General features: G+C 66.7%; 22 protein-coding genes and 1 pseudogene. 14 read left to right on the top strand and 9 right to left on the bottom strand.

What is annotated here, in order from left to right; translation table 11 throughout:
- Both allB and ACH9D2_RS02945 read left to right on the top strand, forming a co-directional pair.
- Positions 1 to 1,206: allantoinase AllB (gene allB, locus ACH9D2_RS02950; RefSeq protein ID WP_396361256.1), on the top strand; the 1,206-nt coding region annotated here is incomplete at its 5' end.
- A gap of 295 nt (positions 1,207 to 1,501) precedes the next feature.
- Entirely contained in the window at positions 1,502 to 2,134 is a 633-nt protein-coding gene (locus ACH9D2_RS02945; protein ID WP_396361255.1) for an AmiS/UreI family transporter, read from the top strand.
- Positions 2,135 to 2,210: 76 nt separating this feature from the next.
- Here ACH9D2_RS02945 and ACH9D2_RS02940 read toward each other — a convergent pair whose 3' ends face one another.
- Positions 2,211 to 2,582 carry an AbiV family abortive infection protein gene (locus ACH9D2_RS02940; RefSeq protein ID WP_396361254.1) on the bottom strand — a complete coding sequence of 124 codons (372 nt, stop codon included), beginning with the start codon at positions 2,580 to 2,582 and terminating at the stop codon, positions 2,211 to 2,213.
- A gap of 303 nt (positions 2,583 to 2,885) precedes the next feature.
- A complete protein-coding gene (locus tag ACH9D2_RS02935) occupies positions 2,886 to 4,181 on the bottom strand; it encodes an ROK family transcriptional regulator (protein WP_396361253.1) in 1,296 nt (431 codons plus the stop codon).
- Between the two features lie 126 nt (positions 4,182 to 4,307).
- Here ACH9D2_RS02935 and ACH9D2_RS02930 point away from each other — a divergent pair, with 126 nt between their 5' ends.
- The 10 genes and pseudogenes from ACH9D2_RS02930 to ACH9D2_RS02885 form a co-directional block, all read left to right on the top strand.
- Positions 4,308 to 5,126, top strand: coding sequence for a sugar phosphate isomerase/epimerase family protein (locus tag ACH9D2_RS02930; protein WP_035925219.1), 819 nt, complete (start codon positions 4,308 to 4,310; stop codon positions 5,124 to 5,126).
- Between the two features lie 134 nt (positions 5,127 to 5,260).
- Positions 5,261 to 6,301: a substrate-binding domain-containing protein gene (locus tag ACH9D2_RS02925; RefSeq protein WP_396361252.1), complete on the top strand. Its 1,041-nt coding sequence runs from the start codon at positions 5,261 to 5,263 to the stop codon at positions 6,299 to 6,301.
- A 28-nt stretch (positions 6,302 to 6,329) separates the two neighbouring features.
- The gene (locus ACH9D2_RS02920; protein ID WP_396361251.1) at positions 6,330 to 7,505 is read left to right on the top strand and encodes a levoglucosan dehydrogenase; all 1,176 of its coding nucleotides are present in this window, start codon (positions 6,330 to 6,332) and stop codon (positions 7,503 to 7,505) included.
- 56 nt (positions 7,506 to 7,561) lie between these two features.
- On the top strand, positions 7,562 to 9,040 hold the full coding sequence (locus ACH9D2_RS02915) for an ATP-binding cassette domain-containing protein (protein ID WP_396361259.1): 1,479 nt from the start codon (positions 7,562 to 7,564) through the stop codon (positions 9,038 to 9,040).
- 2 nt (positions 9,041 to 9,042) lie between these two features.
- Positions 9,043 to 10,020 (top strand): ABC transporter permease subunit, encoded by a 978-nt coding sequence (locus ACH9D2_RS02910; RefSeq protein WP_396361250.1) that lies wholly within the window; start codon positions 9,043 to 9,045, stop codon positions 10,018 to 10,020.
- Positions 10,021 to 10,024: 4 nt separating this feature from the next.
- Positions 10,025 to 11,095, top strand: a complete 1,071-nt coding sequence (locus tag ACH9D2_RS02905; protein WP_396361249.1) for a Gfo/Idh/MocA family protein — start codon at positions 10,025 to 10,027, stop codon at positions 11,093 to 11,095.
- A gap of 90 nt (positions 11,096 to 11,185) precedes the next feature.
- On the top strand, positions 11,186 to 12,205 hold the full coding sequence (locus ACH9D2_RS02900) for a sugar phosphate isomerase/epimerase family protein (RefSeq protein ID WP_396361248.1): 1,020 nt from the start codon (positions 11,186 to 11,188) through the stop codon (positions 12,203 to 12,205).
- Positions 12,206 to 12,254: 49 nt separating this feature from the next.
- Positions 12,255 to 13,139, top strand: coding sequence for an alpha/beta fold hydrolase (locus tag ACH9D2_RS02895; protein ID WP_396361247.1), 885 nt, complete (start codon positions 12,255 to 12,257; stop codon positions 13,137 to 13,139).
- A gap of 120 nt (positions 13,140 to 13,259) precedes the next feature.
- On the top strand, positions 13,260 to 14,393 hold the full coding sequence (locus ACH9D2_RS02890) for an agarase (protein WP_396361246.1): 1,134 nt from the start codon (positions 13,260 to 13,262) through the stop codon (positions 14,391 to 14,393).
- Positions 14,394 to 14,518: 125 nt separating this feature from the next.
- Positions 14,519 to 14,773: pseudogene (locus ACH9D2_RS02885) on the top strand (helix-turn-helix domain-containing protein); the annotation flags it as partial.
- Between the two features lie 4 nt (positions 14,774 to 14,777).
- Here ACH9D2_RS02885 and ACH9D2_RS02880 read toward each other — a convergent pair.
- The 3 genes from ACH9D2_RS02880 to ACH9D2_RS02870 form a co-directional block, all read right to left on the bottom strand.
- The gene (locus ACH9D2_RS02880) at positions 14,778 to 15,368 is read right to left on the bottom strand and encodes a recombinase family protein (protein ID WP_396361245.1); all 591 of its coding nucleotides are present in this window, start codon (positions 15,366 to 15,368) and stop codon (positions 14,778 to 14,780) included.
- 308 nt (positions 15,369 to 15,676) lie between these two features.
- Positions 15,677 to 17,029 (bottom strand): HAMP domain-containing sensor histidine kinase, encoded by a 1,353-nt coding sequence (locus ACH9D2_RS02875; RefSeq protein ID WP_396361244.1) that lies wholly within the window; start codon positions 17,027 to 17,029, stop codon positions 15,677 to 15,679.
- Positions 17,026 to 17,700, bottom strand: coding sequence for a response regulator transcription factor (locus tag ACH9D2_RS02870; RefSeq protein WP_396361243.1), 675 nt, complete (start codon positions 17,698 to 17,700; stop codon positions 17,026 to 17,028). Before ACH9D2_RS02870 ends, ACH9D2_RS02875 begins: the two co-directional genes overlap by 4 nt.
- A gap of 145 nt (positions 17,701 to 17,845) precedes the next feature.
- Here ACH9D2_RS02870 and ACH9D2_RS02865 point away from each other — a divergent pair, with 145 nt between their 5' ends.
- Together ACH9D2_RS02865 and ACH9D2_RS02860 are read left to right on the top strand one after the other, a co-directional pair.
- Positions 17,846 to 18,172 carry a PepSY domain-containing protein gene (locus ACH9D2_RS02865; RefSeq protein ID WP_396361242.1) on the top strand — a complete coding sequence of 109 codons (327 nt, stop codon included), beginning with the start codon at positions 17,846 to 17,848 and terminating at the stop codon, positions 18,170 to 18,172.
- A gap of 423 nt (positions 18,173 to 18,595) precedes the next feature.
- Positions 18,596 to 18,829, top strand: a complete 234-nt coding sequence (locus tag ACH9D2_RS02860) for a winged helix-turn-helix domain-containing protein (protein ID WP_396361241.1) — start codon at positions 18,596 to 18,598, stop codon at positions 18,827 to 18,829.
- A 125-nt stretch (positions 18,830 to 18,954) separates the two neighbouring features.
- On the opposite strand, the gene ACH9D2_RS02855 is transcribed toward ACH9D2_RS02860, so the two are convergent.
- The 4 genes from ACH9D2_RS02855 to ACH9D2_RS02840 form a co-directional block, all read right to left on the bottom strand.
- A complete protein-coding gene (locus ACH9D2_RS02855; RefSeq protein ID WP_396361240.1) occupies positions 18,955 to 19,470 on the bottom strand; it encodes a phosphatidylglycerophosphatase A in 516 nt (171 codons plus the stop codon).
- A gap of 403 nt (positions 19,471 to 19,873) precedes the next feature.
- Entirely contained in the window at positions 19,874 to 20,530 is a 657-nt protein-coding gene (locus tag ACH9D2_RS02850; RefSeq protein ID WP_396361239.1) for an AAA family ATPase, read from the bottom strand.
- Complete coding sequence (locus ACH9D2_RS02845; RefSeq protein ID WP_396361238.1) at positions 20,506 to 20,796, bottom strand: hypothetical protein; 291 nt, start codon at positions 20,794 to 20,796, stop codon at positions 20,506 to 20,508. Before ACH9D2_RS02845 ends, ACH9D2_RS02850 begins: the two co-directional genes overlap by 25 nt.
- On the bottom strand, positions 20,783 to 22,204 hold the full coding sequence (locus ACH9D2_RS02840; protein ID WP_396361237.1) for a Mu transposase C-terminal domain-containing protein: 1,422 nt from the start codon (positions 22,202 to 22,204) through the stop codon (positions 20,783 to 20,785). The genes ACH9D2_RS02845 and ACH9D2_RS02840 overlap by 14 nt, the downstream gene beginning before the upstream one ends.
- Positions 22,205 to 22,246: the final 42 nt, after the last annotated feature.

Below are 22,246 nucleotides of genomic sequence, written 5' to 3'. Positions count from 1 at the left end.
GAGGTCGTGGAGCTCGCCGACGACGAGACCTTGCTGCCCGGGCTGGTGGACACCCACGTGCACATCAACGAGCCCGGCCGCACCGAGTGGGAGGGCTTCGCCTCCGCGACCCGGGCCGCCGCCGCCGGAGGCGTCACCACGGTCCTGGACATGCCGCTCAACTCGATCCCGGCGACCGTGAACGTGCCGGCCCTCGAGTACAAGCGCCTCTTCGCCCAGGACAACGTCTTCGTGGACGTCGGCTTCTGGGGCGGGGCGATCCCCGGCAACACCCCCGACCTGCGCGGGCTGCACGACGACGGCGTCTTCGGCTTCAAGTGCTTCCTGCTGCACTCCGGGGTGGACGAGTTCCCGCACCTGGAGGCCGACGAGATGGAGGAGGACCTCGCGGAGATCAAGACCTTCGACTCCCTGATGATCGTGCACGCGGAGGACTCCCGGGCCATCGACCGGGCCCCGCAGCCGGAGGGGGACCTGTACCAGAACTTCCTGGCCTCCCGGCCGCGCGGGGCGGAGAACCTCGCGATCGCCGAGGTCATCGAGCGCACCCGCTGGACCGGAGCGCGGTCGCACATCCTGCACCTGTCCTCCTCGGACGCCCTGCCCATGCTGGCCACCGCCAAGCGGGACGGCCTGGACATCACGGTCGAGACCTGCCCGCACTACCTCACCCTGCTCGCCGAGGAGGTCCCCGACGGCGCCACCGCCTTCAAGTGCTGCCCGCCCGTGCGGGAGGCCGGCAACCGCGAGCTGCTGTGGGAGGGCCTGCTCGACGGGACCATCGACTTCATCGTCTCGGACCACTCCCCCTCGACCCTGGACCTGAAGGACCTGGACAACGGGGACTTCGGGGTGGCGTGGGGCGGGGTGTCCTCCCTGCAGCTGGGGCTCTCCCTGATCTGGACCGAGGCCCGCCGCCGCGGCGTGGGGCTGGAACGGGTGGTGGAGTGGATGTCCACCAAGCCTGCCCAGCGGGCCGGGCTGCGCTCCAAGGGCAAGCTGGCCCTCGGCTACGACGCGGACCTCGTGGTCTTCGCCGCCGACGACGCCTTCGTGGTGGACGCCGGACGGCTGCACCACAAGAACCCCATCACGCCGTACCAGGGCAAGGCCCTGTCCGGGAGGGTGCGCCGGACCTTCCTGCGGGGCACGCCGGTCGACTTCAGCACGCCCAGGGGCCGCCTCCTGCGCCGCGGGGAGAGCTGACACCCCCGCCACCGGCCACCGTCACAATCACGGAGCCCTCATCCGGCTTTGACTGACCACGGCGAAGGTCCGGGCTGGTCCACCCACCCGAGAAAAGGCATTCCAGAACTGCCCCCTCGGGATCTCTCCTCGTGAAGCCCCTGCCGGTCGTGCCCTCGTTGGGCCAGGCTCAGCCTGGGGCAACGAGGCCATGTCCTGCCCTGCCCGAGGGGATGAGCTCTCGTGGAGAAATGTCGAAAACAGCCATGACCGTGCCCTGGTGCTCGGACCGTAGCTTTCACTGAAAGGTTCGCTCATGAGCGCCGTCGGCCTTCTATACGTCGGTGCGGTCCTGTTCGTTAACGGGATGATGCTGCTGGGCTACGTCAGTGGCCCCGGAGCCGCTCCGCTGAACGTTTTCGTGGGTGTGCTGCAGGTGGTAGTGCCCACCTTGCTCATCGTCTCGGCCGGAGGCGACGGGACCAGGGTCGCCGAGGCCGCAGGGCTGTACTTTTTCGGCTTCACGTACCTCTGGCTGGGTGTCAACCTGATCACCGGTTGGCCACACCACGGGCTGGGTTGGTTCTCCCTGGTCGTGGCCGTTAGCGGGATTGGTTTTGCCGCGCACTCCTGGGTAGCACTCAACGACGGAGTTCTTGCCGTGCAGTGGCTGATGTGGGCAATCCTCTGGTCCGCATTCTTCGTGCTCTTGGCACGGGACCGCACCGAGCTAGCGCCTGCGGTAGGCGTCCTGGCCATCGGCAACGCCCTGCTGACGACCGGCCTGCCCGGCTTCCTCATCCTCTCCGGATGGTGGCCGCACTCCCCCGCGCTGGCCGGGAGCATCGCCGCTCTCGGGCTCGTCCTTCTGGCACTGTGCCGGCCCGCGGGCCGGCTCCTGGGGGCCCCACCCCGCCCCCTCGAAGAGGGTTCGATGTCCACCGCCTGAGCCCCAAAGACAGTGGCCCGGGTTTCGTCGTCCAGACGTTCGAACTTCTGAACCGGTGCTTCTACCCCCTGCTCTCCTACCAAGGAGTTATAGGGACAACGCCGGGGACGAGGCTATCGCAATACCCCACACGGGATCTGACGTCACCCATCGGTGCGGCAGTCCCGAACACGACGGCTTCCAGGTACTTCTTCGTGTGGTCGCGTCCGTACTGCTTGAGCGCATTCACAACGCGGGGCGTGTCGTCGCCCTCGCTCCAAGCCTGTTTGGAGGTCTCGTAGATCCACAGCGCCTTGCCCAGCTCCTCCTGCGCCAAAACGGTAAGCGACCTGGCGCGTCCGTATGACTCGGCAGCGAGTAAAACGTGGGCATCCGAAATCAGTGCGGATGCGTTATCCACCAACGCTTTCCAGAACGTTCGCGCTTCTACGGCACTCATCTCGGTCATGCTCCCAGTGTCGCTCAGCGGCCCGACAGGACTGCTCGCGGATGCGGCCGGGACTGATGCAAGTGTCGTGGGTCGATGTCCGGTATCCGGACCATATGTAAAGCGAAGAGTACAGAACCGCTCTTGGCTCCGCTGGCCACGGTCTCCCAGCAACTATGAGGTCGGCTCCAGTCTGGGATCGGAGCAACCTCTGCGGGCGAGACGCACTCGAGGGAACCCCAGCTGCAACGCCAGAGCCGGTTTTCATCGCAGGCATCGCCCTCGACACCCAGAATGCGAATTTATTGGCCGGTGGGGGCCGTCCTAAGCGAGAGCGGTCGCGGCTTGCAGTTCATCCACGCTGCGCGGCGGCCCATGAGTGATGAGGCGCTGGAAGGTGGCCGGATCGAAGAGCTCGTCGAGTGCCAGGTGGGCGGCGCCAATGATTCCACCTTCTCTGGTGCTATTCAGGCGAGCAGGGCGTATGATCAGGTCCCGCGTGGCCAGGGGTAGAGAGCGTTGATAGACGGTCTCACGGATGCTTGCCAGCAATTGTCCGCCGCTTGAAACGACACCTCCGCCCATCAAGATGATCGATGGGTTGAAGAAGTTGACGAGCGTCGACAGGACCGAGCCGATGGTCTTACCGCTGTGGGTGAGGGCTTCCACGGAGAAGTGATCTCCATCGCGGGCTGCGGTAACGACATCTTGGGCTGTGATGTTCTCGGTCTCGGTGAATCGCTTATGGAGGATGGGGCTACGACCGTTCTGGGCGGCGCGCAGCCCCTGGAGCCCCAGTGCTCCGCCGCCGGCGATGGCCTCGAGACACCCGTACTTGCCGCACCGACACGCCACGTTCTCGGCCCCGGCCACAGCCACGTGCCCAATGTCTCCGGCACTGCCCTGGGCCCCGCGGTGCAACCGCCCGGCCGAGACGAGGCCCGCTCCGATGCCGGTGCCGATCTTCACGTAGATGAAGTCCTGGCCCCAGAGCTCTCGCCTGGATCTCAGCTCGGCGAGGGCCAGCACATTGACCTCGTTGTCGACCCATACCGGGGCCCGGAACGCAGCCGTGAGTCGTTCTCGCACGGGGTAGTTGTCCCATCCCGGCATGATCGGCGGTGCGCTAGGGCGTCCGGTGGCGTACTCGACAGGACCGGGCAGCCCTACGCCGACGCCCCAGACGTCTCTCTCCGAAAGGTTCGCCTCGACCAGCAGATCCTTGAGCACTTCCTCGGCCCGAGAGAGTGCGGGCTCGGGCCCGGCTGCGATCTCATGAACTGCGTTGCGGAGAGCCAGCACGTTGCCCGCCAGATCCGTGGCACCGACCGTGAACGAGGTGGCCCCGAGCTCTAGGCCGAGGATGATCCCGGCTGAGGCGTTGAAACGCAGGAGGCGGGGGTTACGCCCACCGGTCGACTCTCCGTACTCCCCCTCCATCACCAGGCCCGCCTCCTGCAGGACGGTGAGGCGCTGGGCGAGGGCGGTGCGCCCCAGACCGGTCTTGACTGCCAGATCGGGCCGGGTCTGGGGCCCTTCCCTGCGAATGATTCCCAGGGTGAGAGCGGCGCTGTGGGCAAGGTTGGCGTCCATACCGGACAGCAGAGCGGGAGTGGGCATGGTCCTATCCAACCTCCTTTCCGGCGGAACGTGCGGTAGACACCCTTGACTTATGTATATGAGCGGCAATAGTCTGCACGTGAACAACATAACACGTGAGTTCCCTCACACCCCAAGGAGCAGACAGTGAAGTTGGCGTACCACTCGATCACGTGGGGCGGAGTCATCGGCGACCCCACCGGCGTCACCAGCATCAAGGACCTCTACTACCGATCGGCCGGGACGGTGACCGACTCGTTCGCCCCCATCCAGCAGGCCGGGTACTCCGGGGTGGAGATGTTCGAGGGCAACCTCCACGACTTCTCCTCCCACCTGGGCGACCTCCAGTCCAAGCTTTCCGACCACGAACTGGAACTGGTCAGCGTCTACACCGGCGGAAGCTTCATCTATGCCGACGCCCTGGAGGACGAGCTGTACAAGGTCCGTTCCACGGCCGAACTCGCCGCGGCGGCCGGGGCAGGTCACCTCGTCCTAGGTGGTGGCGCCATCCGCGCGGCCGGCACCCGCGAGGACGACTACAAGCGGCTCGGTGGCGCGCTGGACACCGTGGCGCAGATCGCCGAGAGCAACGGCCTGCGCGCCTGCTTCCATCCTCATCTGGGCACGATCGTGCAGTCCCCCGAGCAGCTGGAGACCGTCTTCGCCGAGACCGGCATCGGCTTCTGCCCCGACACCGCCCACCTGGCCGCCGGCGGCGGGGACCCAGCCGAAGCCGTGCGCAAGTACTCCGACCGCCTGACGCTGGTGCACCTGAAGGACTACGACTCCACCAGCGGTCGTTTCCTGCCGCTGGGGGATGGGGAACTGAACTTCCGGGGCATTCTCGACGCCGTCCAGGAGGCGCACTACGACGACTGGGTGGTCGTAGAGCTGGACTACTACGACGGCGACCCGGCGGAGGCCGCTCGGCGCAGCCGCCAGTACCTGAGAGGCCTGGGACTGTGAACCGCCGAGCCCGTCTGGCGACAGCAGCCAGCCTGGTGACCCTATCGGTTTCCCTGACCGCATGTGCCTCCACCACCACAAACAGCACGTGCCTGCTGCCTGACTATGCCCCGGCCCAGGAAGCCCTGCAGGAGATGGAAGGTCAAGTCCTCAGCAAGGGACCCCAGGGGGAAGAGCCGGTCTCCGCCGACACCTTGGAGCTGACAGGCAACGAGATCGAGGAGGTCAAGGCCGAGAAGGCCACCGCGGCCATCGTCATGCACTACACCGGCGACGACTGGACCGCAGCGCAGCTCAACGGGCTGGAAACACGGTTCGCCGAACTCGGCATCGAGGTCATCGGCGTCACCGACGCCGGACAGGACCCGAGCAAACAGGTCTCGGACATCGAGAACATGATCGCGCGCCAGCCCGACATCATGATCTCGATCCCCACGGACGCCGTGGCCACGGCGGGAGCCTATCGCCGGGCTGCCGAAGCCGGGATCGATCTGGTGTTCATGGACAACGTGCCGGCCGGCTTCGTTCCCGGTGAGGACTACATCTCCGCGGTCTCTGCCGACAACTACGGCAACGGCGTCGTCTCCGCCCACCTGATGGCTCAGGCGTTGCAGGGGGAGGGGAACATCGGGGTGATCAAATACGGGGTCGACTTCTTCGTGACCAACCAGCGTCACGAGGGGTTCACCGACACCATCGAGAACGAGTACCCCGGCATCAACATCATCGCCGAGCGGGGCATCTCCGGCGCCGACCTGGCCGGAGAAGCCCAGAACACCGCCAACGCGATGCTCCTGAGGCACCAGGACGACATCGACGGCCTCTGGGGGGTCTGGGACGTACCCACAGAAGGGATCATGGCCGCCGTCCGTACGGCAGAACGCGAGGACATCACGATCACCACCGAGGATCTGGGCTTGAACGTGGCGATCGCCATGGCCCAGAACACTGCGGTGGCCGGGCTGGGCGCCCAACGCCCCTACGACCAAGGTGTGGCCGAGGCCACCCTGGCCGCCTACGGACTGCTCGGAAAAGACGCACCGCCCTACGTGGCCCTCGGCGCCCTGCCGGTGCACCACGGCAACCTGCTGGAGGCCTGGCAGGACATCTACCACCAGGACGTTCCCGAGCCCATCCGGGAGTCCTACGTCGAGTGCACCCCGCCCACGAACTGACATCTGAACCAGCACGAGAATCGGAGCAATGACAATGCAAGAGCTGAAGATCGCCATCATCGGAGCCGGATTCATGGCCAAGGCACACTCCATGGCCTACGCGACCATGCCGATGTTCTTCTGGCCGGCCCCGGCCCAGCCGGTACGGGAGCTGCTGATCGACGTGAACGAGGAGTCCGCAGCCGATGCTGCGGCCCGCTACGGGTGGAACCGCTCGGGCACGGACTGGCGTGCGGCCATCGAAGACCCGAGCATCGACGTGATCGACATCGCCACCCCCAACCACCTGCACGCGGAGATCGCCATCGCCGCCCTGCAGGCCGGCAAGCACGTGATCTCCGAGAAGCCCTTGGCCCGTGGGGCCGAAGAGGCCAAGGCCGTGTACGAGGCGGCACAGGCCTCGGACCGCACCACCATGGTCGCTTTCAACTACCGCCGTACCCCCGCGATCACCTACGCCAAGAAGCTCATCGACGAAGGACGCATCGGCAAGATCCTCAACTTCCGCGGCACCTACCTGCAGGACTGGTCGGCCAGCCCGGACTCCCCGCTGTCCTGGCGTTTCCGCAAGGACATCGCCGGCAGCGGTGCCCTGGGCGACATCGGCACCCACGTCGTCGACATCGCCCGGTACCTGGTGGGCGAGATCTCCGCGGTCAGTGCCCAAGCCCGCACCTGGATCCCGGAGCGCCCCGTACCCAGCGGCACCGTCGACAAGCTCGGTGCCGGCGGTGACGCCAACGCCCCGAAGGAAACCGTCGACGTCGACGACGAGGTCATGACCATGCTCCGCTTTGACAACGAGGCGATCGGCAGCATCGAAGCCACCCGCAACGGCTGGGGCCGGAACAACTTCTTGACCTTCGAGATCCACGGCACCGAAGGCTCCATCACCTTCGACTACGAGAAGCGGGACCAGCTGCAGGTGATCTTCGCCTCCGACGATCCCGCCGAGCGAGGCCTCCGCACGATCTACACCGGCCCCGCCCACCCGAACGGGGAAGCGCTGTGGCCCATCCCCGCCCTGGGCATCGGCTACGGCGAAACCAAGATCATCGAGGCCCACGACCTTTTCCACGCCATCGTCAACGGCACCCCAGCCAGCCCGGATTTCGCCGACGGCTACCAGATCGAAAAGGTCGCCGACGCGATCCTGGAGTCCTCCGACAGCGGGCAATGGGTGACCGTGGAAGGGCTGCAGTAGCCATGTCCAGCGCAACCGCACCCTCTTCGCCCACGACCGGGACCGTCGCCGTGTCCATGCAAGGCATCGAGAAAGCCTTCGGCGCCAACCGGGTGCTGCAGGGAGTGGACTTCGAAGTGCTCGCCGGTGAGGTCCACACCCTCGCTGGAGAGAACGGAGCGGGCAAGTCCACGCTCATGAAGATCCTGCAAGGCGTCTACAGCGCCGACGCCGGGGAGATCGCCGTGGGCGGGCATCCTGTGACGATCAACTCCCCGATCGCCGCCCGCGAGGCGGGGGTGGGCATGGTCTTCCAGGAGTTCAGCCTGGTCCCCACCTTGAGTGTCGCCCAGAACGTCTTCCTCAACCGAGAACCCCGCAATGCTTTGGGGTTGATCGACGAAGAGGCCATGGAGCGTGAGACGGAAAAGATCTTCGAGACCTTCCGGCTGCCCATCAACCCCAAAGCTTCCGTAGATCGGTTGAGCACGGCGTACTGGCAACTGACCGAGATCGCCAAGGCCATCTCTCAGAACGCCCGGGTGCTCATCCTCGATGAGCCCACCGCAAGTTTGTCGAAGAAAGAATCGGAGATTCTCTTCGAGCTGATCAAACGGTTGACGTCCCAAGGGATCGGCATCGTCTACATCTCTCACCGCATGGAGGAGATCTACCGGGTCACCGACCGCATCACGGTCATGCGCGACGGGGCCGTGGTGCTGACGGATCACGCCGCCAACATAACCCCGGAGGATCTCGTCGAGGCCATCGTCGGGCGTCGGCTGGAGAACGCGCTGGCCTACGAGACCCACGGGGTGGATCGTTCCGGGACTCCGCGACTGGAGGTGAAGGGCCTGTCCACCGACCATGGTTTGGAGGACATCTCCTTCACCGTTCACCCCGGGGAGGTCCTCGGGTTGGCCGGGCTGATGGGCTCAGGCCGTACCGAGCTCGCGCGAGCTCTCTTCGGCATCGACAAGCACCGCAGCGGCGAGATCCTCGTTGACGGGGAGCCTGTCTCCGTCACGACCCCGGTCTCGGCCATGGAAGCGGGATTCGCTCTCGTGCCCGAGGACCGCCGTGAACAAGGACTGGTGCTTTCTCACAGCATCCGCGACAACCTGCTGCTGCCGCTGCTCGGCCGATTCCGCCGAGGCCCGCTCATGGATGAACGGCGCTCACGACAGTTCGTGACAGAGGTGCTGAAGAAGTTCGAGGTGAAAGGGGCGACCCCCAACCTCGAGATCCGGCTGCTGTCCGGTGGCAACCAGCAGAAGGTCGTCCTGGGCCGCTGGGTCTCCACCGAACCCAAGATCCTCATTCTGGACGAGCCCACGGCCGGCATCGACATCGGCACCAAGGGCGAAGTCATCGAGCTAATCCGAGAACTGTCCCGAACCGGCACCTCCGTGGTGCTGATCTCCTCTGAACTGACCGAACTGCTGGCGGTCAGCGACCGCATCCTGGTCCTGCGCAAGGGCCACCTCCAATCCACTCTGGACCGCTCCGAGATCGAAGACGAAGAGTCGCTCCAATTGACCATTCAGGGAGTCTGACCATGTCCACCTCTACCTCCACCCCAGCCCCGGCTCAGGCGGACACCGCTGCCCGCAAGAGCTCGGTGGATTGGCGCAGCTACATCATCTACATCGGCCTGGTCCTGGTGTACGGGATCTGCGTCATCTTCCTGAACGACTCAGGCTTCGCCACCGTCGAAAACCTGCTGAACATCTTCCGACAGACGGCCATGATCGCTTTCATGGCCGTGGCCGTCACGTTCGTGATCGCTTCTGCGGAGATCGACTTGTCCGTCGGCGCCGTCGCTGGGCTGGCCAGTGTCACCGCAGCCATGGGCGTGGCCGCCGGCGGTCCTGTCACCGGTGCCCTGGCCGGAATCGGCACCGGCGTGCTCGTCGGACTGGTCAATGGCAGCCTGGTGGCCTTTGCCCGGATTCCCTCGTTCCTGGTCACCCTGGGCATGATGGGCATCGCCTTGGGTGTGGCCATGTGGATCACCGGTTCCGCCCCCCAGCCCATCCTCTCGCCCGGTTTCAACGCCTTCTTCGGCGGTGGGTCGATCGGCCCGATCCCGGCTCTGCTCATCTGGGTTGTCATCGCCACCATCATCGGGGCGATCGTCATGCACCGCACCGCCTACGGCCGTCGGGTGCTGGCCACCGGCGGCAACGAGCAGGCCGCCATCTACAGCGGCGTGCGCACGCGCCGTATCATCTTCAGCGTTCTCATGGCCTCCGCCGTGGCCGCCTCGATCGCCGGCATGCTCTACGCCGGACGCCTGGAGTCCGGCCGCTACCAGTGGGGCAGCGGGGACGAACTGTCCGTCATCGCGGCGGTCATCCTCGGCGGCACCAGCCTGTTCGGTGGGCGCGGAGCCGTCGTCGGATCCGTGATCGGGGCGCTGCTGATCGGCGTGATCAACAACGGTCTAGTGCTGGCAGGCCTGGATACCAGCCAACAGAACATCGTCCGCGGCGTCATCATCATCCTCGCCGTGGCCCTAGCGCGGAGGAAGTAGTCCAGTGCGCGCAGGAATCATTGGCGGGGGCATGATCGCCCGCGTCCACGCCCACGCGGTGCGCGCCTCGGGACACGAGGTGCTGGCCGCAGCCAGCCGAGACGCGGCATCCGCTCAGCGCGCAGGTCAGCAAACGGGAGCCGGGGAAGTGCACTCAGCCCCCCTGGAACTCATCGAAGACCCCCGCGTCGAGGTGGTGCACATCTGCTCCCCCAACGACACCCACCCCGATCTCGTACGTGCCGCCCTTGAGGCCGGCAAGCACGTGATCTGCGAAAAGCCGCTGGCCACCGGCCAGGCCGACGCGCAGGCCATGGTCGATCACTGGCGGACCACCGATCTGGTGGCCACCGTCCCATTCGGTTACCGCTTCTACTCCTCAATCCGTGAACTGCGGGCCCGTCTGTCGTCCGCGCAGGACACGCCTCACCTGGTGCGGGGCAACTACCTGCAGGACTGGCTGTCGCGCCCCACGGACACCAACTGGCGGGTGGACTCCACCCAGGGTGGCCAGTCCCGGGCCTTCGCCGACATCGGAGTCCACTGGTGCGACCTCCTGGAGTTCGTCACCGGGCAACGCATCACCTCCCTCATCGCCGACCTGTCCACCGTCTACGACACCCGAGGGCCGAGCCCCGAGCCGGTCAGAACCGAGGACGCGGCCGTGCTCGTCTTCCGGCTCGACGGTGGAACCCTGGGCAGCGCCACGATCTCGCAGGCGGCACCGGGGCACAAGAACGACCTGCGCATCGCCGTGGACACCCCCGTGCACTCCTACGAATTCCACCAGGAACAACCGAACACCCTATGGATCGGTGGGCGGGAGCAGACCCGGATCTGGAATCGAGCCGACGAGGACGCCTCGCCCTTGTCCACCGCCTACGACCAGTCCCCGGCAGGACATCCCCAAGGGTGGCGCGACGCGTTTACCTCCTTCGTCGCCGACACCTACCGGGCCGCCGGGGGCGAGGAAGTGGACGGGCTACCGACCTTCGACGACGGCCTGCGCGCAGCAGTTCTCACCGACGCCGTCCTCTCGTCCGCCGCCTCCGGTCAATGGGTGGACATCAACTGATACACCCGCTGCCCTGGAACACTTCCCTGCCCCATCGGCTCGCTTCCGGAGCGCGACGGATACGCCGGCGAACTCGAAAAGGAACCCATCATGACTCATGAGAACTCCCACCCCGTCACCTTGTTCACCGGCCAATGGGCCGACCTACCCTTCGAAGAGGTGGCCCGGCTGGCCGCCGAGTGGGGCTACGACGGGCTGGAGATCGCCTGCTCGGGGGATCACCTGGACGTGTGGCAGGCGGCGGAGGACGACGCCTATCTGGCCGGGCGCACCGAAATCCTCGACCGATACGGGCTGAAAGTCTGGGCGATCTCCAACCACCTCAAGGGCCAGGCTGTCTGCGACGACCCCATCGACTTCCGGCACCGGGCCATCGTCGGCTCCCGCATCTGGGGCGACGGCGAGGCAGAGGGCGTGCGGCAGCGGGCGGCGCAGGAGCTCAAGCTCACCGCCCAGGTGGCGCGCAAGCTGGACTGCGACACCGTGGTCGGATTCACCGGCTCGTCCATCTGGCAGTACGTGGCCATGTTCCCCCCGGTCCCGCGGTCCGTGATCGACGCCGGATACCAGGACTTCGCCGACCGGTGGAACCCGATCCTCGACGTCTTCGACGGCGAAGGGGTGCGCTTCGCCCACGAGGTGCACCCCTCCGAGATCGCCTACGACTACTGGACCAGCGTCCGAGCCTTGGAAGCGATCGACCGGCGCGAAGCCTTCGGGTTCAATTGGGACCCGAGCCACATGCTGTGGCAGGGCATCGACCCGGTCGGATTCATCACCGACTTCGCCGACCGGATCTACCACGTGGACTGCAAGGACACCCGCCTGCGCCCGGCCACAGGTCGGTCAGGGATTCTGGGCTCGCACCTGCCCTGGGGCGACCCGCGGCGCGGGTGGGACTTCGTCTCCACCGGCCACGGCGACGTCCACTGGGAGGACGCCTTCCGCGCGCTGAAGTCGATCGGCTATAACGGGCCGATCTCCATCGAGTGGGAGGACGCCGGAATGGACCGCTTGCACGGTGCCCCCGAAGCCCTGCGCCATGTCCGGTCCCTGCTCTGGAAGACACCTGAGTCCTCATTCGACGCCGCCTTCAGCAACCAAGACTGACCCCACCGGCCGACACCGGTCACCACAACGCAACACAGGAGGAGAAATCATGGAGATCATCCAGGACCACAACGGCCGCCCGGCCCAGCACGGTCGAGCATTCGTCAACGGTGTCCGCCTGCACTACGCTATCGCCGGCCAGGGAGAACCGCTGTTCCTGCTGCACGGAGTGCCGAAGACGTCCTACCACTGGCGCCGGGTCGTTCCGCTGCTGACGCCGTACTACACGGTCATCACCCCGGACCTCCGCGGGCTGGGAGATTCGGAGCACCCTCAGGACGGCTTCGACATGAAGAACATGGCCGAGGACATCGCCCAGCTGGCCACTCACCTCGGATACGAGACCTTCAACCTCGTCGGAGAGGACTGGGGCGCCTCGACCGCCTACCAGGTCGCAGCCCAGTACCCCGATCGCGTGAAGAAGCTCGTCTACCAAGAGATGATCCTCCCCGGCTTCGGCCTGGAGGACTACTCGTTCCTCACCCGTGAGAACGTCAGCACCTACGTGTGGCTCTGGCACATCAACTTCTACAGCGTTCCCCACTTCCCCGAATTCCTCATCAGCGGCAAAGAGCGGGAGTACTTCAACTACTTCATCAAGCACGAGACCCACAACCCACAGGCCATTACCCCCGACGCCCTGGACGAGTACATCCGCTGCTACTCGTCACCGGGCGGCCTGCGGAGCATGCTCGAGATCTACCGTGCGACCCTCGACGACGCCGACCAGAACCGTGAGGCAGCGAAGACGAAGCTCACGATGCCTGTCCTCGCGGTCGGCAGCGAGTACTTCATCGGGGACGACAACGAGCGCCAGATGCGCGAGGTCGCCGAGGACGTGCGCGGAGTCATTCTCCCGTGGGGCCACCAGTTGGCGGAGGAAGACCCCGAAGCGCTGGCATCCGCCTACCTGGACTTCTTCGGCCGGGAATAGCAGCGTGCCGGGACGCCGACGGCCGAGCACGTCCCGGCCCTCGGGTTCACCGCCCCCCAAATGCGGGATCCGGTGAGCAGAGACCATCAACGACGCCAGGACTGAAAGGAACGACGAACGATGTCCTCAACCACAGGCAATTCCGGTGCATTCTTCCGCGTGGCACAGAGCGAGAACGGCTCCTGGAGCTTCATCGACCCGGACGGCGAGCCGTTCATCTCGCTGGCCCTCAACCATCTCGATGACACCGACCTCCGCTACCCGCACAACGTGGAGGTCTTCGAACGCAGATACGGCTCACGCCAAGCATGGACCAAGGGGGTCGTCCGCGACCTCCAGGGCCTGAACTTCAACACCATCGGATGGACGTCCCAGTACATCAGCGGAGGATGGGGCGAGGCGCTGAACTGGTTCGGCGACCCGGTCGACCTCGGCCACTCCCACCCCTGGCCCGACCAGCACCTTCTCGACGCCGGAATGCCCTATGTGGTGCAGATCCGTGTGCAGGAGATCGAGGACTGGAATGGCCACCCGGCGTACCGAGACGTGTACGGCGAGGACTTCCACAAGTACGCGGACTGGCTCGCCCGGCGCATGGTGTCGGATCACAAAGGCAGCGCGAACCTGGTCGGCTACTTCCTCGTCGACATCCCCGGATGGTTGCCCCATGCCTCCGGACGATTCTGGCCCGGATTCGAAGGACTGAGCCAAGCCGAGCACGACCAGAAGCTGTTCGACGTGGCTACTCAGTATTACCGGACGATCACCGAGGCAATTCGGCGCTATGATCCGGACCACTTGATTCTCGGGGACCGGTACAACGGCAACAAGGGCATTCCCGAAGCAGTCCTGCACGCCATGGTGCCGTTCGTCGACGTCCTCTCCGTCCAGTACTTCACCGGGAAATCCGACGAAGAGTACGCAACCATGATCGAAGACCTCCGCGGATGGCATGAACTGACGGGCAAGCCAGTGGTCATCGCAGACATCGGCAACTGGGTTCCCACGGACATGAACCCTCACCGCACGAGCGACATGGACACCCAAGCCGAACGCGGGGCGGACTACGCCAGCGGCCTAGCGCGGGCCGCTGCAGAGCCCTGGATCATCGGTTGGCACTGGTGCGGCTACATCGAGAACCTCGGACGCGGGTGGGGCATCAAGGACCCCCACGACGAGTTCTACACCGACATGACAGACCAGATCCGCGAAGCGAATGTGAGGGCCCGAGCAGTCGCAACTCAACGCATGTGATCTTCTCGCCACAGGGCCCCGCCGCCGGAGCTGATCGGCAAACTGGTCCGTCCACGGGGTATCCCGGGCAAATGTCCGCCGCAGACCTGTGTTGTCAGATGCATAACTGGCGCCGCCCGCACGGGAACGTGCTGAGCATGGTGGCGGAGTTCGCATCTGGCCTGATCCGGATGTGCACCCGCGAGGGCATGGCCATCGCCCGAGCCAAGGGCCGGCTGCGCGGACGGTAGCCGAAGCTCTCCACCCTGCAGCGCCGGCACCTGATGTCCTTATACGAGAAGGGGGAGCACTCCCAGGCGGAGCTGGCGGAGTTGTTCGGGGTGGCCCGCTCCACGGTCTACCGCACGATCCAGCGGGAGTCGGCCAAGCGCACCAGTTGAGGTCTCAGCTCACCGTGGAAGGCAGTTCCCGGATCCGCCGATAGAGCGTGGCCCTAGACATGCCGAGGTCGCGGGCGACCTGGGTGGTCGGCTCCCCGGACTCGATCAGCCGGAGAGCATTGCCGATCTGGGAGTCGGTGAAGGTCTGGCGGCGTCCGCCGAGGTCCTTGCCGGCGGCCCGGCGCTTGGCCACCGAGTCGGTGATCCGCTCCCGCTTGATCTCCAGCTCCATCTGGGCCAAGGCGGCCATCACGGTGAAGACCATCGAGCCCATCGGGGTCGCGGTATCCACGTCTCCCCCACCGAGGTTCAGCACCCGCAACCCGGCACCTCTCCCCCGCAGCGCCTCGGCGAAGGCCAGCATGTTCTGCGTCGACCGCCCCAACCGGTCCAAAGTGGTGATCACCAGCGTGTCGCCCTCCTCGAGGGCGGCCACCGCCTTGTCGAAGGCCGGACGTGACGCACGGCCTCCAGACGCTCCACTGTCCACATAGACGTCGTCTCGCCGCACGCCGGCCTGTAGGAGGTCAGACACTTGGCGGTCTGCGTCCTGCTGCCGCGTCGACACTCTCGCATACCCGATCAGCTTCCCCATGTCCACCTCATCTGTCTCGCAACTAACGTTGAGTATCTGATTCTAGGGGTACGGATAAAGCACATAGCTACGAGACAGGTCGAACCGCGGAAACATGCGGGTGTGTTAACCGCAGAGGTAAGTGGCGGCGTTCTAACAGGAATAAATGGCAGTCGTAGGACTCTGAATTGGTATGCGTCCGGGCGCACGTTACGTAATATGCCTCTCGGCCGCGCCCACAAGGGAACGGCCTGCGCCTACGGAATTTGGGACGCGGGCCGGTCGCTCTGTGCGTTCCCACCATCTGCTCCGTAGAAGCCTCTCGGCGATCAGGAGGTGGGAAGCGTCATCGTCACTGTGGTCCCGTGGCCGTCTTCTCCGCCCGTGAGGCTCGCCGCTCCGCCGTGCTCCTCGACGACGGCCCGCACGATCGACAGGCCCAGGCCCCGTGCGCCGGTGGAGCGGGCGCCCGGGGCGCGCCGGAACGGCTCGAACGCCGATCCGAGCACGTTCGTGTCCATCCCCTCGCCCTCGTCCGTGACACGGATCACCACCCGGTCCGCCTCCGCCGACGTGCCGATGTGGACGTCGCCGCCGCCGTGCCGCAGGGCGTTGTCGACGAGGTTGCTCACGGCCTGGTCGATGCGGGCCCGGTCGGCCCGCAGCCGCAGCGGAGCGTCGCCGGCCACGGTGATAGCCCGTCCCTCGGCTCCGGCGCGCGTGGCGAACCGGTCCGCCACTGCGCTGAGCAGTTCCCGGAGGTCGAACTCCTCCTTGCGCAGGACGAGCCGGCCCTCGTCGGAGGTCGCCAGGAGCAGCAGGTCCTCGCAGAGGCGGCTGAGCCGGTCCACCTCCTCGTTGACCGACCGCAGGGCCGTCGCGAGGTCCTCGGAGGAGCGGGGGCGGGACAGGGCCAGCTCGACTTCCATTCGTAGCAGCGCCAAGGGGGTCCGCAGCTCGTGGCCGGCTTCGGCGACGAAGCGGCGTTCCCGCTCGAGGGCGGCGTCGAGGCGCTCGAGCATGGCGTTGAGCGTGCTGCCCAGCCGGTGGATCTCGTCCCGGGCCGCAGGCAGGGGCAGCCTCTCGTCCAGGTTGCGCGCCGAGATGCTGGCCGCCTGCTGGCGCATTCTCTCGATGGGCCGCAGGGCCGAACCGGCCACCACGTACCCCAGCCCAGAGGCGAGGAGCAGCGCCAGGGGAACGCCCACCAGGAACTGCGACAGCACGCCCTCCAGGGCGTCCTCCAGGTCCTCGCGCGAGGTGCCCACCACCAGCACCTGCCCGTCATCACGGCGAGCCAGGAGCATCGCAGGCTCCCGCTCCCCCTCGGCCGCCAGCCACACCTCCCGGGTGAGCGCCACGTCCTCCCCAAGGGAGCGGGGCATCCGTTCCGGAGGCAGGAGCGGGCCGGAGATCTCGTCCGAGGAGGCGACTACCTCCCCCGTCGGTGTCAGGACCTGGGCGAAGGACTCCCCGTCCACGGCGGTAGCCACCTCGAGCCGTCGCGACGGGTCCGCCTGCGCCACGGACTCCAGTTGGGTCAGCAGCGACGTGTGCATCTGCTGTTCGAGGGTGGCCTCGACCCGGTAGTAGACGAAGAAGGCGAGCCCGGTCAGCACCAGGGCGGTCGCCACGGCGAAGGCCGCCGCGACCTTCAGGCGCAGCGGCAGGCGGTCCTTCACGAGTCGGCCCTCAGCCGGTAGCCTGCCCCGCGCACCGTCTCCAGGGTGTCCCGGTGGAAGGGCCGGTCGATCTTCTCCCTCAGCTGGCGCACGTAGACGTCGACGATGTTGGAACGGGCCTCGTAGGCCATGTCCCAGGCGTGGTCCAGCAGCTGGTCCCGGGACAGGACCTGCCCCGGGCGGCGCATGAACGTCTCCAGCAGTACCAGTTCCTTGGCCGACAGCCCGATCTCCTCCTCACCGCGCCACACCCTGCGGGCGGCGGGATCGAGACGGAGGTCCCCGACCGCCAGCACAGCGGGCCGCTCGACGGGCCCCCGGCGGGCCAGCGCGCGGATCCGGGCCAGTAGCTCCTCGAGGGAGAACGGCTTGGCGAGGTAGTCGTCGGCCCCCGCATCCAGGCCCTGCACCCGGTCCTCGACCCCGGTGCGGGCGGTGAGCATCAGCACCGGCGCCCACACCTGCTGTTCGCGCAGGCGCCGACAGACCTCGAAGCCGTCCATGTCCGGCAGCATCACGTCGAGCAGGATCACGTCGAACTCCCCGAGGCCCGCCAGGGCGACCGCGTCGCCGCCGGTGGCCGCGACCTCGACCACGTCGCCGCGCTCGGTCAGCGCGCGGTGCAGCAGGCCGGCCATCTTGGCCTCGTCCTCCACCACCAGGATCCGCATCCGGCACATCCTACGCCGGCCTCCCCGATGGTCCGAAAGGCAACGGGACGCCCGGCCGGGCCGGAACAGAACGCCCGGGCCGGCGTTCATCGTGGCCTCATCTTCGGCGCCTACCGTGGGGAACTCCAGACGAAAGGAGCACCACATGGCATTCCGTATGAACAAGAGGACCGGGTCCCTGATCGGTGCGGCTGCTCTCGTGGCCGCTTCCGGCGGCATCGCCGTCGCGACCGGCGTCGGTGACGCGGACGAGCCCATCACCGGCGCGGCGCTCGAGCAGGCCGTAGAGGCCGCCCTGGCCGAGACCGGCGGCGGCGAGGTCACGGAGACCGAGGTCGGCGACGAGGAGAGCCTCTACGAGGTGGAGGTCACCCTCGACGACGGCACCGAGGTCGACGTGCAGCTCGACGAGAACTTCGACGTCGTGGGCACCGAGACCGAGGACGGTGCCGAGGAGGACGATGAGTCCTGACCGGCCCCACCGGAGCACCCGGTAGGAGAACGACTCAGCCCCTGACCGCCCCACGGGCGGCCAGGGGCTGAGGTCTGCGCGGGATCGGCTGCTCCGCTTCCGCCGGGTCCTCAGGGTGCGTCCCTCCACGAACCCACCCGTGGTCGCGGGGGTACGGATGTCCCCGGCCATACGGAGGGCGCCGCAGGCGGACAGCGTTGGGGTCGACGACCATCCGGTGGGCACGTTGAGAAAGTCTAAGAGCTACAGTTCCAGCCAGACAGCCAAAGGAAGTTTCAGCAGTTTCTCCCCACGTAGGCGCTACGAAATCCGAGGTCCTCAGTCTCCGTACAGTCAGCTCCGACGGCAGATATTGGCCGCCTTGATGGACGGACCTTACGTACGGAAACGAACGTATGCGCTGCAGAATCGGTGACCGGCTCAATGAGCCAGGGGCAGTGGGACGGGTGGCACTGCCTGATGGGTGCAGGCGTGGTGACCGGGACGGTGGTCAGTGGCCCTGAGTTGCACCACTTTAGTTACCCGGCCGCTTTGAGGAGGAAAACCAACTATCTGCGCGTCTACATGTCCCAGATCCGCGCCAAGCTCGAACCTGACAGCTCTCACCCACGCTACTTCCGCACCGAGTTCGGCATGGGACACCGCTTCACCCCCTGAACACAGCAACCACCGAAACCACCGATGCCAGATCCCGCAGCCCGGACTCAACCGCCACCGAACCAACGCCACCAGAGAGCGAGAAACCCAAGCCCTTCCACTCACCTGTGACAAGAATCCGCCATTTACCGATGACAGTCACAGCCCTCATCCTTGACTTCTCTCTTCACGGTGAGTTCAAGCATGAAGTTGTATGCGAGCCATACAACGGCGCTTGATAGAACAGCTGCGCCGATGTCATCCAGGACGACACCAAACCCTCCGGGGAGTCGTTCGATAACCTGCAGGCCGAATGGCTTGAGGCTGTCAAGGGTGCCAAACACGATGAGCGTGCCTACAACGCTCAGCAGCGCATGGGGGTGTCGCCACGGAACATAGAACAAGAACAGAAATGGGACCGCAACAAATTCGTCGAGAATGATCTGCGAATCGTCTGCACCAGGTGCGCTCTCTGCAGCATCGGTCACGACTAGGGCTGCGCTTGCTAGAAGCACTGCGACTATCCACCCCACGCGCGGGTATATTTTATGGAGAAATCGAAACCATGCCAGCCCAGCCAACACAGCGAATCCGGTGGCGAATCCTGAGGGGAGATGGGGCTCAAAAGTACCGAAAGTTGCCAGAAACTCTGAAAGTGTCATTACCATTCCCCCTCCCGGTGCTCTTACCCATTTCCATGCATCCGCCTCGGCAACGTGTCGTCAAGTTCGCTTTGCCGGGCGCGCGATGAAGGAAGCCCCTCGCTCGCCTGCGCGCCCTGAGGAGGGTCACGGCACTACGAAGAGATGGGACCAGGTCCTCGAGCGCTCTTCGAGTGCGTTCATCGCTTTCCTCCCCCGTCCCGTGCATTGACAACTCCGATCCGGATCTCGGCAGATCCGGTAAACCCCGGCCCAGAAGGATTCGCGGCGGAAGGCAGCGGGGTCTCCGATCGCCAGGTTAGTAGCGTTCCATACGAGGAATCGGTGACCGGCTCAATGAGCCAGGGGCAGTGGGACGGGTGGCACTGCCTGATGGTTGCAGGCGTGGTGGCCGGGACGGTGGTCAGTGGCCGATGAGGAGTGCGTCGCGGGCGGCTTCGACGACTTCGGGGGTGACGGTGGTCAGCTGGTTGATCTCCAGGATGCGTTGAATCTGGGTGAGGAGTCGGTCGACGAGGCGGAAGTTCCCGCCGGTGATCCGGGCGATGGTGGCGATCGCGACCGTGCGGGTGAACTCGTCGTCGTCGCCGGCGAGTCCATCGGTGTGCCAGCGGCGGGTGAGGACGGCGGTGAGCTCTTCGGGGGTGAGCTGGCGGTATTCGTGGGCGAAGCCGACGCGGCTGTAGAGCTGGGGGTAGCGTCCCAGGCGTTTGTCGATGCCGGGCATCCCGATGAGGATCACTCCGAGGGTGTGGCGGTCGTAGTAGTCGCGGACCTGTTCCAGGCCGGTGGTCTTGAGCCGGTCGGCCTCGTCGATGATGAGCAGTTCGGTGAGCCCGGAGGACCGCGAGGCGGTGTGCACCAGCGGGTCGACGTGGCCGTGGCGGTGGTAGTCGATGGCGTAGGAGATCTGCTGACAGGCCCGCGGGAGGGCCTGGTCGACCTGGCGCGGGCTGGCGGTGACGGTCGGGGTCCACAGCGCGGTGCGGGCGCGGAGGACCCGGTCCGGGACCGGGCCGGGGTCACAGCCAGTGATCAGCTGGTGCTGCCACTGCCCCATTCGGCGGCCCCGGCGTAGTGGCGGGCAGAGAGGGTCTTGCCGACTCCGGGCGGGCCCCAGCACAGGCCGATGTAGCGGTTGGTCCGGACGGTGTCGGCGAACTCGGTGAAGCGGCGGTGCTCCCGGGTGGGAAGGAACGGCGGCGATGCGGGACCCGGGGGCGGGCCCAGCGCGGTGATTTCCCCGGACGTGCCGGAGAGGAAGCGCCGGCCGTCGTCGTCCTTGCCCAGCAGGCTCCGCGAGGAGTCGGGCTCAGTCGGTGGCATAGGTCCGCAATCGGTGTCGGGGCGCCCGGTCCGCCGTCGGGTCAGCCGCCGGGCCCGGCGCCGGGGCGGGTACTGGTGGTGGTGCCCAGCGGTCGTCGGTGGGCAGGGCGTCGGCGAGGCTGCGCCGGGCGCGCAATTGCTGCTTCAGCGCGGCGCGTCGGGCTCCTCGGGCCTGCTGCAGCTGCTGGAGGGTGATCGTCTCGGCCGCCAGCTCGGGGGCGATCGCCCGGCACAGGTAGGCGTCCTGGTGGTAGACGCGCACCTCGCCGGCGTCGCGGGGGTCGTAGCGGATGGTCACGGTCTCACCGACGTAGGCGGCCAGTACTGGGGAGATGTAGCGGGTGCCTTGGAAGCGGATGCCGTCGCGCTGGACGATGCGGGTGGTCGCGGCGGTGAGCAGCAACAGGTCGAGGTCCTCACCCCGTGCCGGGGTGCGCGGGATCCACCCGGCCCCGACCCAGCGGGCGGCCGGGGACTGGCCGGTCTCGGAGTGCACCCGGGCGTGGTAGTCCTCGATCAGGAAGCGCCCCAGCACCGCATCGAGCTGCTCCAGGCTCAGGGCCGGTGGTGAGGTGGGGGTGCCGCCGGTGCCGTGCGGGATGTGCCCGGGCAGGTGCGGGAGCACCTCGGTGGTGATCGTGCCGTAAAAACGTTCGATCTTGCCCCGCCCCTGCGGCACCCCGACGCGGGAGTGGATGAGCCGGATGTGGGTGTCCAGGCAGACCCGGTCCAGCCGAGTGCTGGTGAAGTCGGCCCCGTGGTCGCTGTAGAGCACCTCGGGCAGCCCCTGGACCGGCCACCGCGGGTCGGGCTTGGCGAGCACGGCCTGATGCAGTGCCAGGGCGGTCTGCTCGGCATTCGGAGCGCCGGTGAAGACGGTGTAGCCGGCGACCGCACGGGAGTAGTCGTCGAGGATCACGCTCAGCCACGGCCGCACCGGGCGCCCCCGGTGGTCGAGGACCGCCACGTCGAGCAGAGTGTGATCGGCCTGCCACTGCTCATTGGGCCCCACCGCCGACCGGCGGTGCACCAGTTCGAACCGGTCCCGGTAGGCGGTGTCACCTTCCAGGGCCAGAGTGCGCAGCCCAGGGTCGATGGCGGCGATCACACTGCGCACACTCGAGTAGCTCGGTGGGGCCCAGCCGCGCTCCGGGGCCAGATCGCACACCCGGCGGTGGATGAACGTGGTCGTCGGTGCCGGGCGGCGCAGCGCCAGGGCCTCGATGACCGCGATCAGCTCCTGAGGCAGCCGGCGGTGGCCGCGGTCGCTGCGGACCTGGCGCTGCAAGCCGGCCGCGGAGGAGTCCGCCCGATACTCGGCGGCCCAGCGCTGCAGGGTGCGGACCGAGACCTGGGCGTGGGCGGCGAGCCGGGTCAGCGACACCCCGTCGTCGAGGTGCTGGCGCAACAGTGCCGCTCTCTCCTGCGGACTCAGCTGCACCACCACCCT

The sequence above is a fragment of the Kocuria rhizosphaericola genome (assembly GCF_044462205.1).
Taxonomy (GTDB): domain Bacteria; phylum Actinomycetota; class Actinomycetes; order Actinomycetales; family Micrococcaceae; genus Kocuria; species Kocuria rhizosphaericola.
This window is presented reverse-complemented; position numbering and strand designations above follow the sequence as displayed.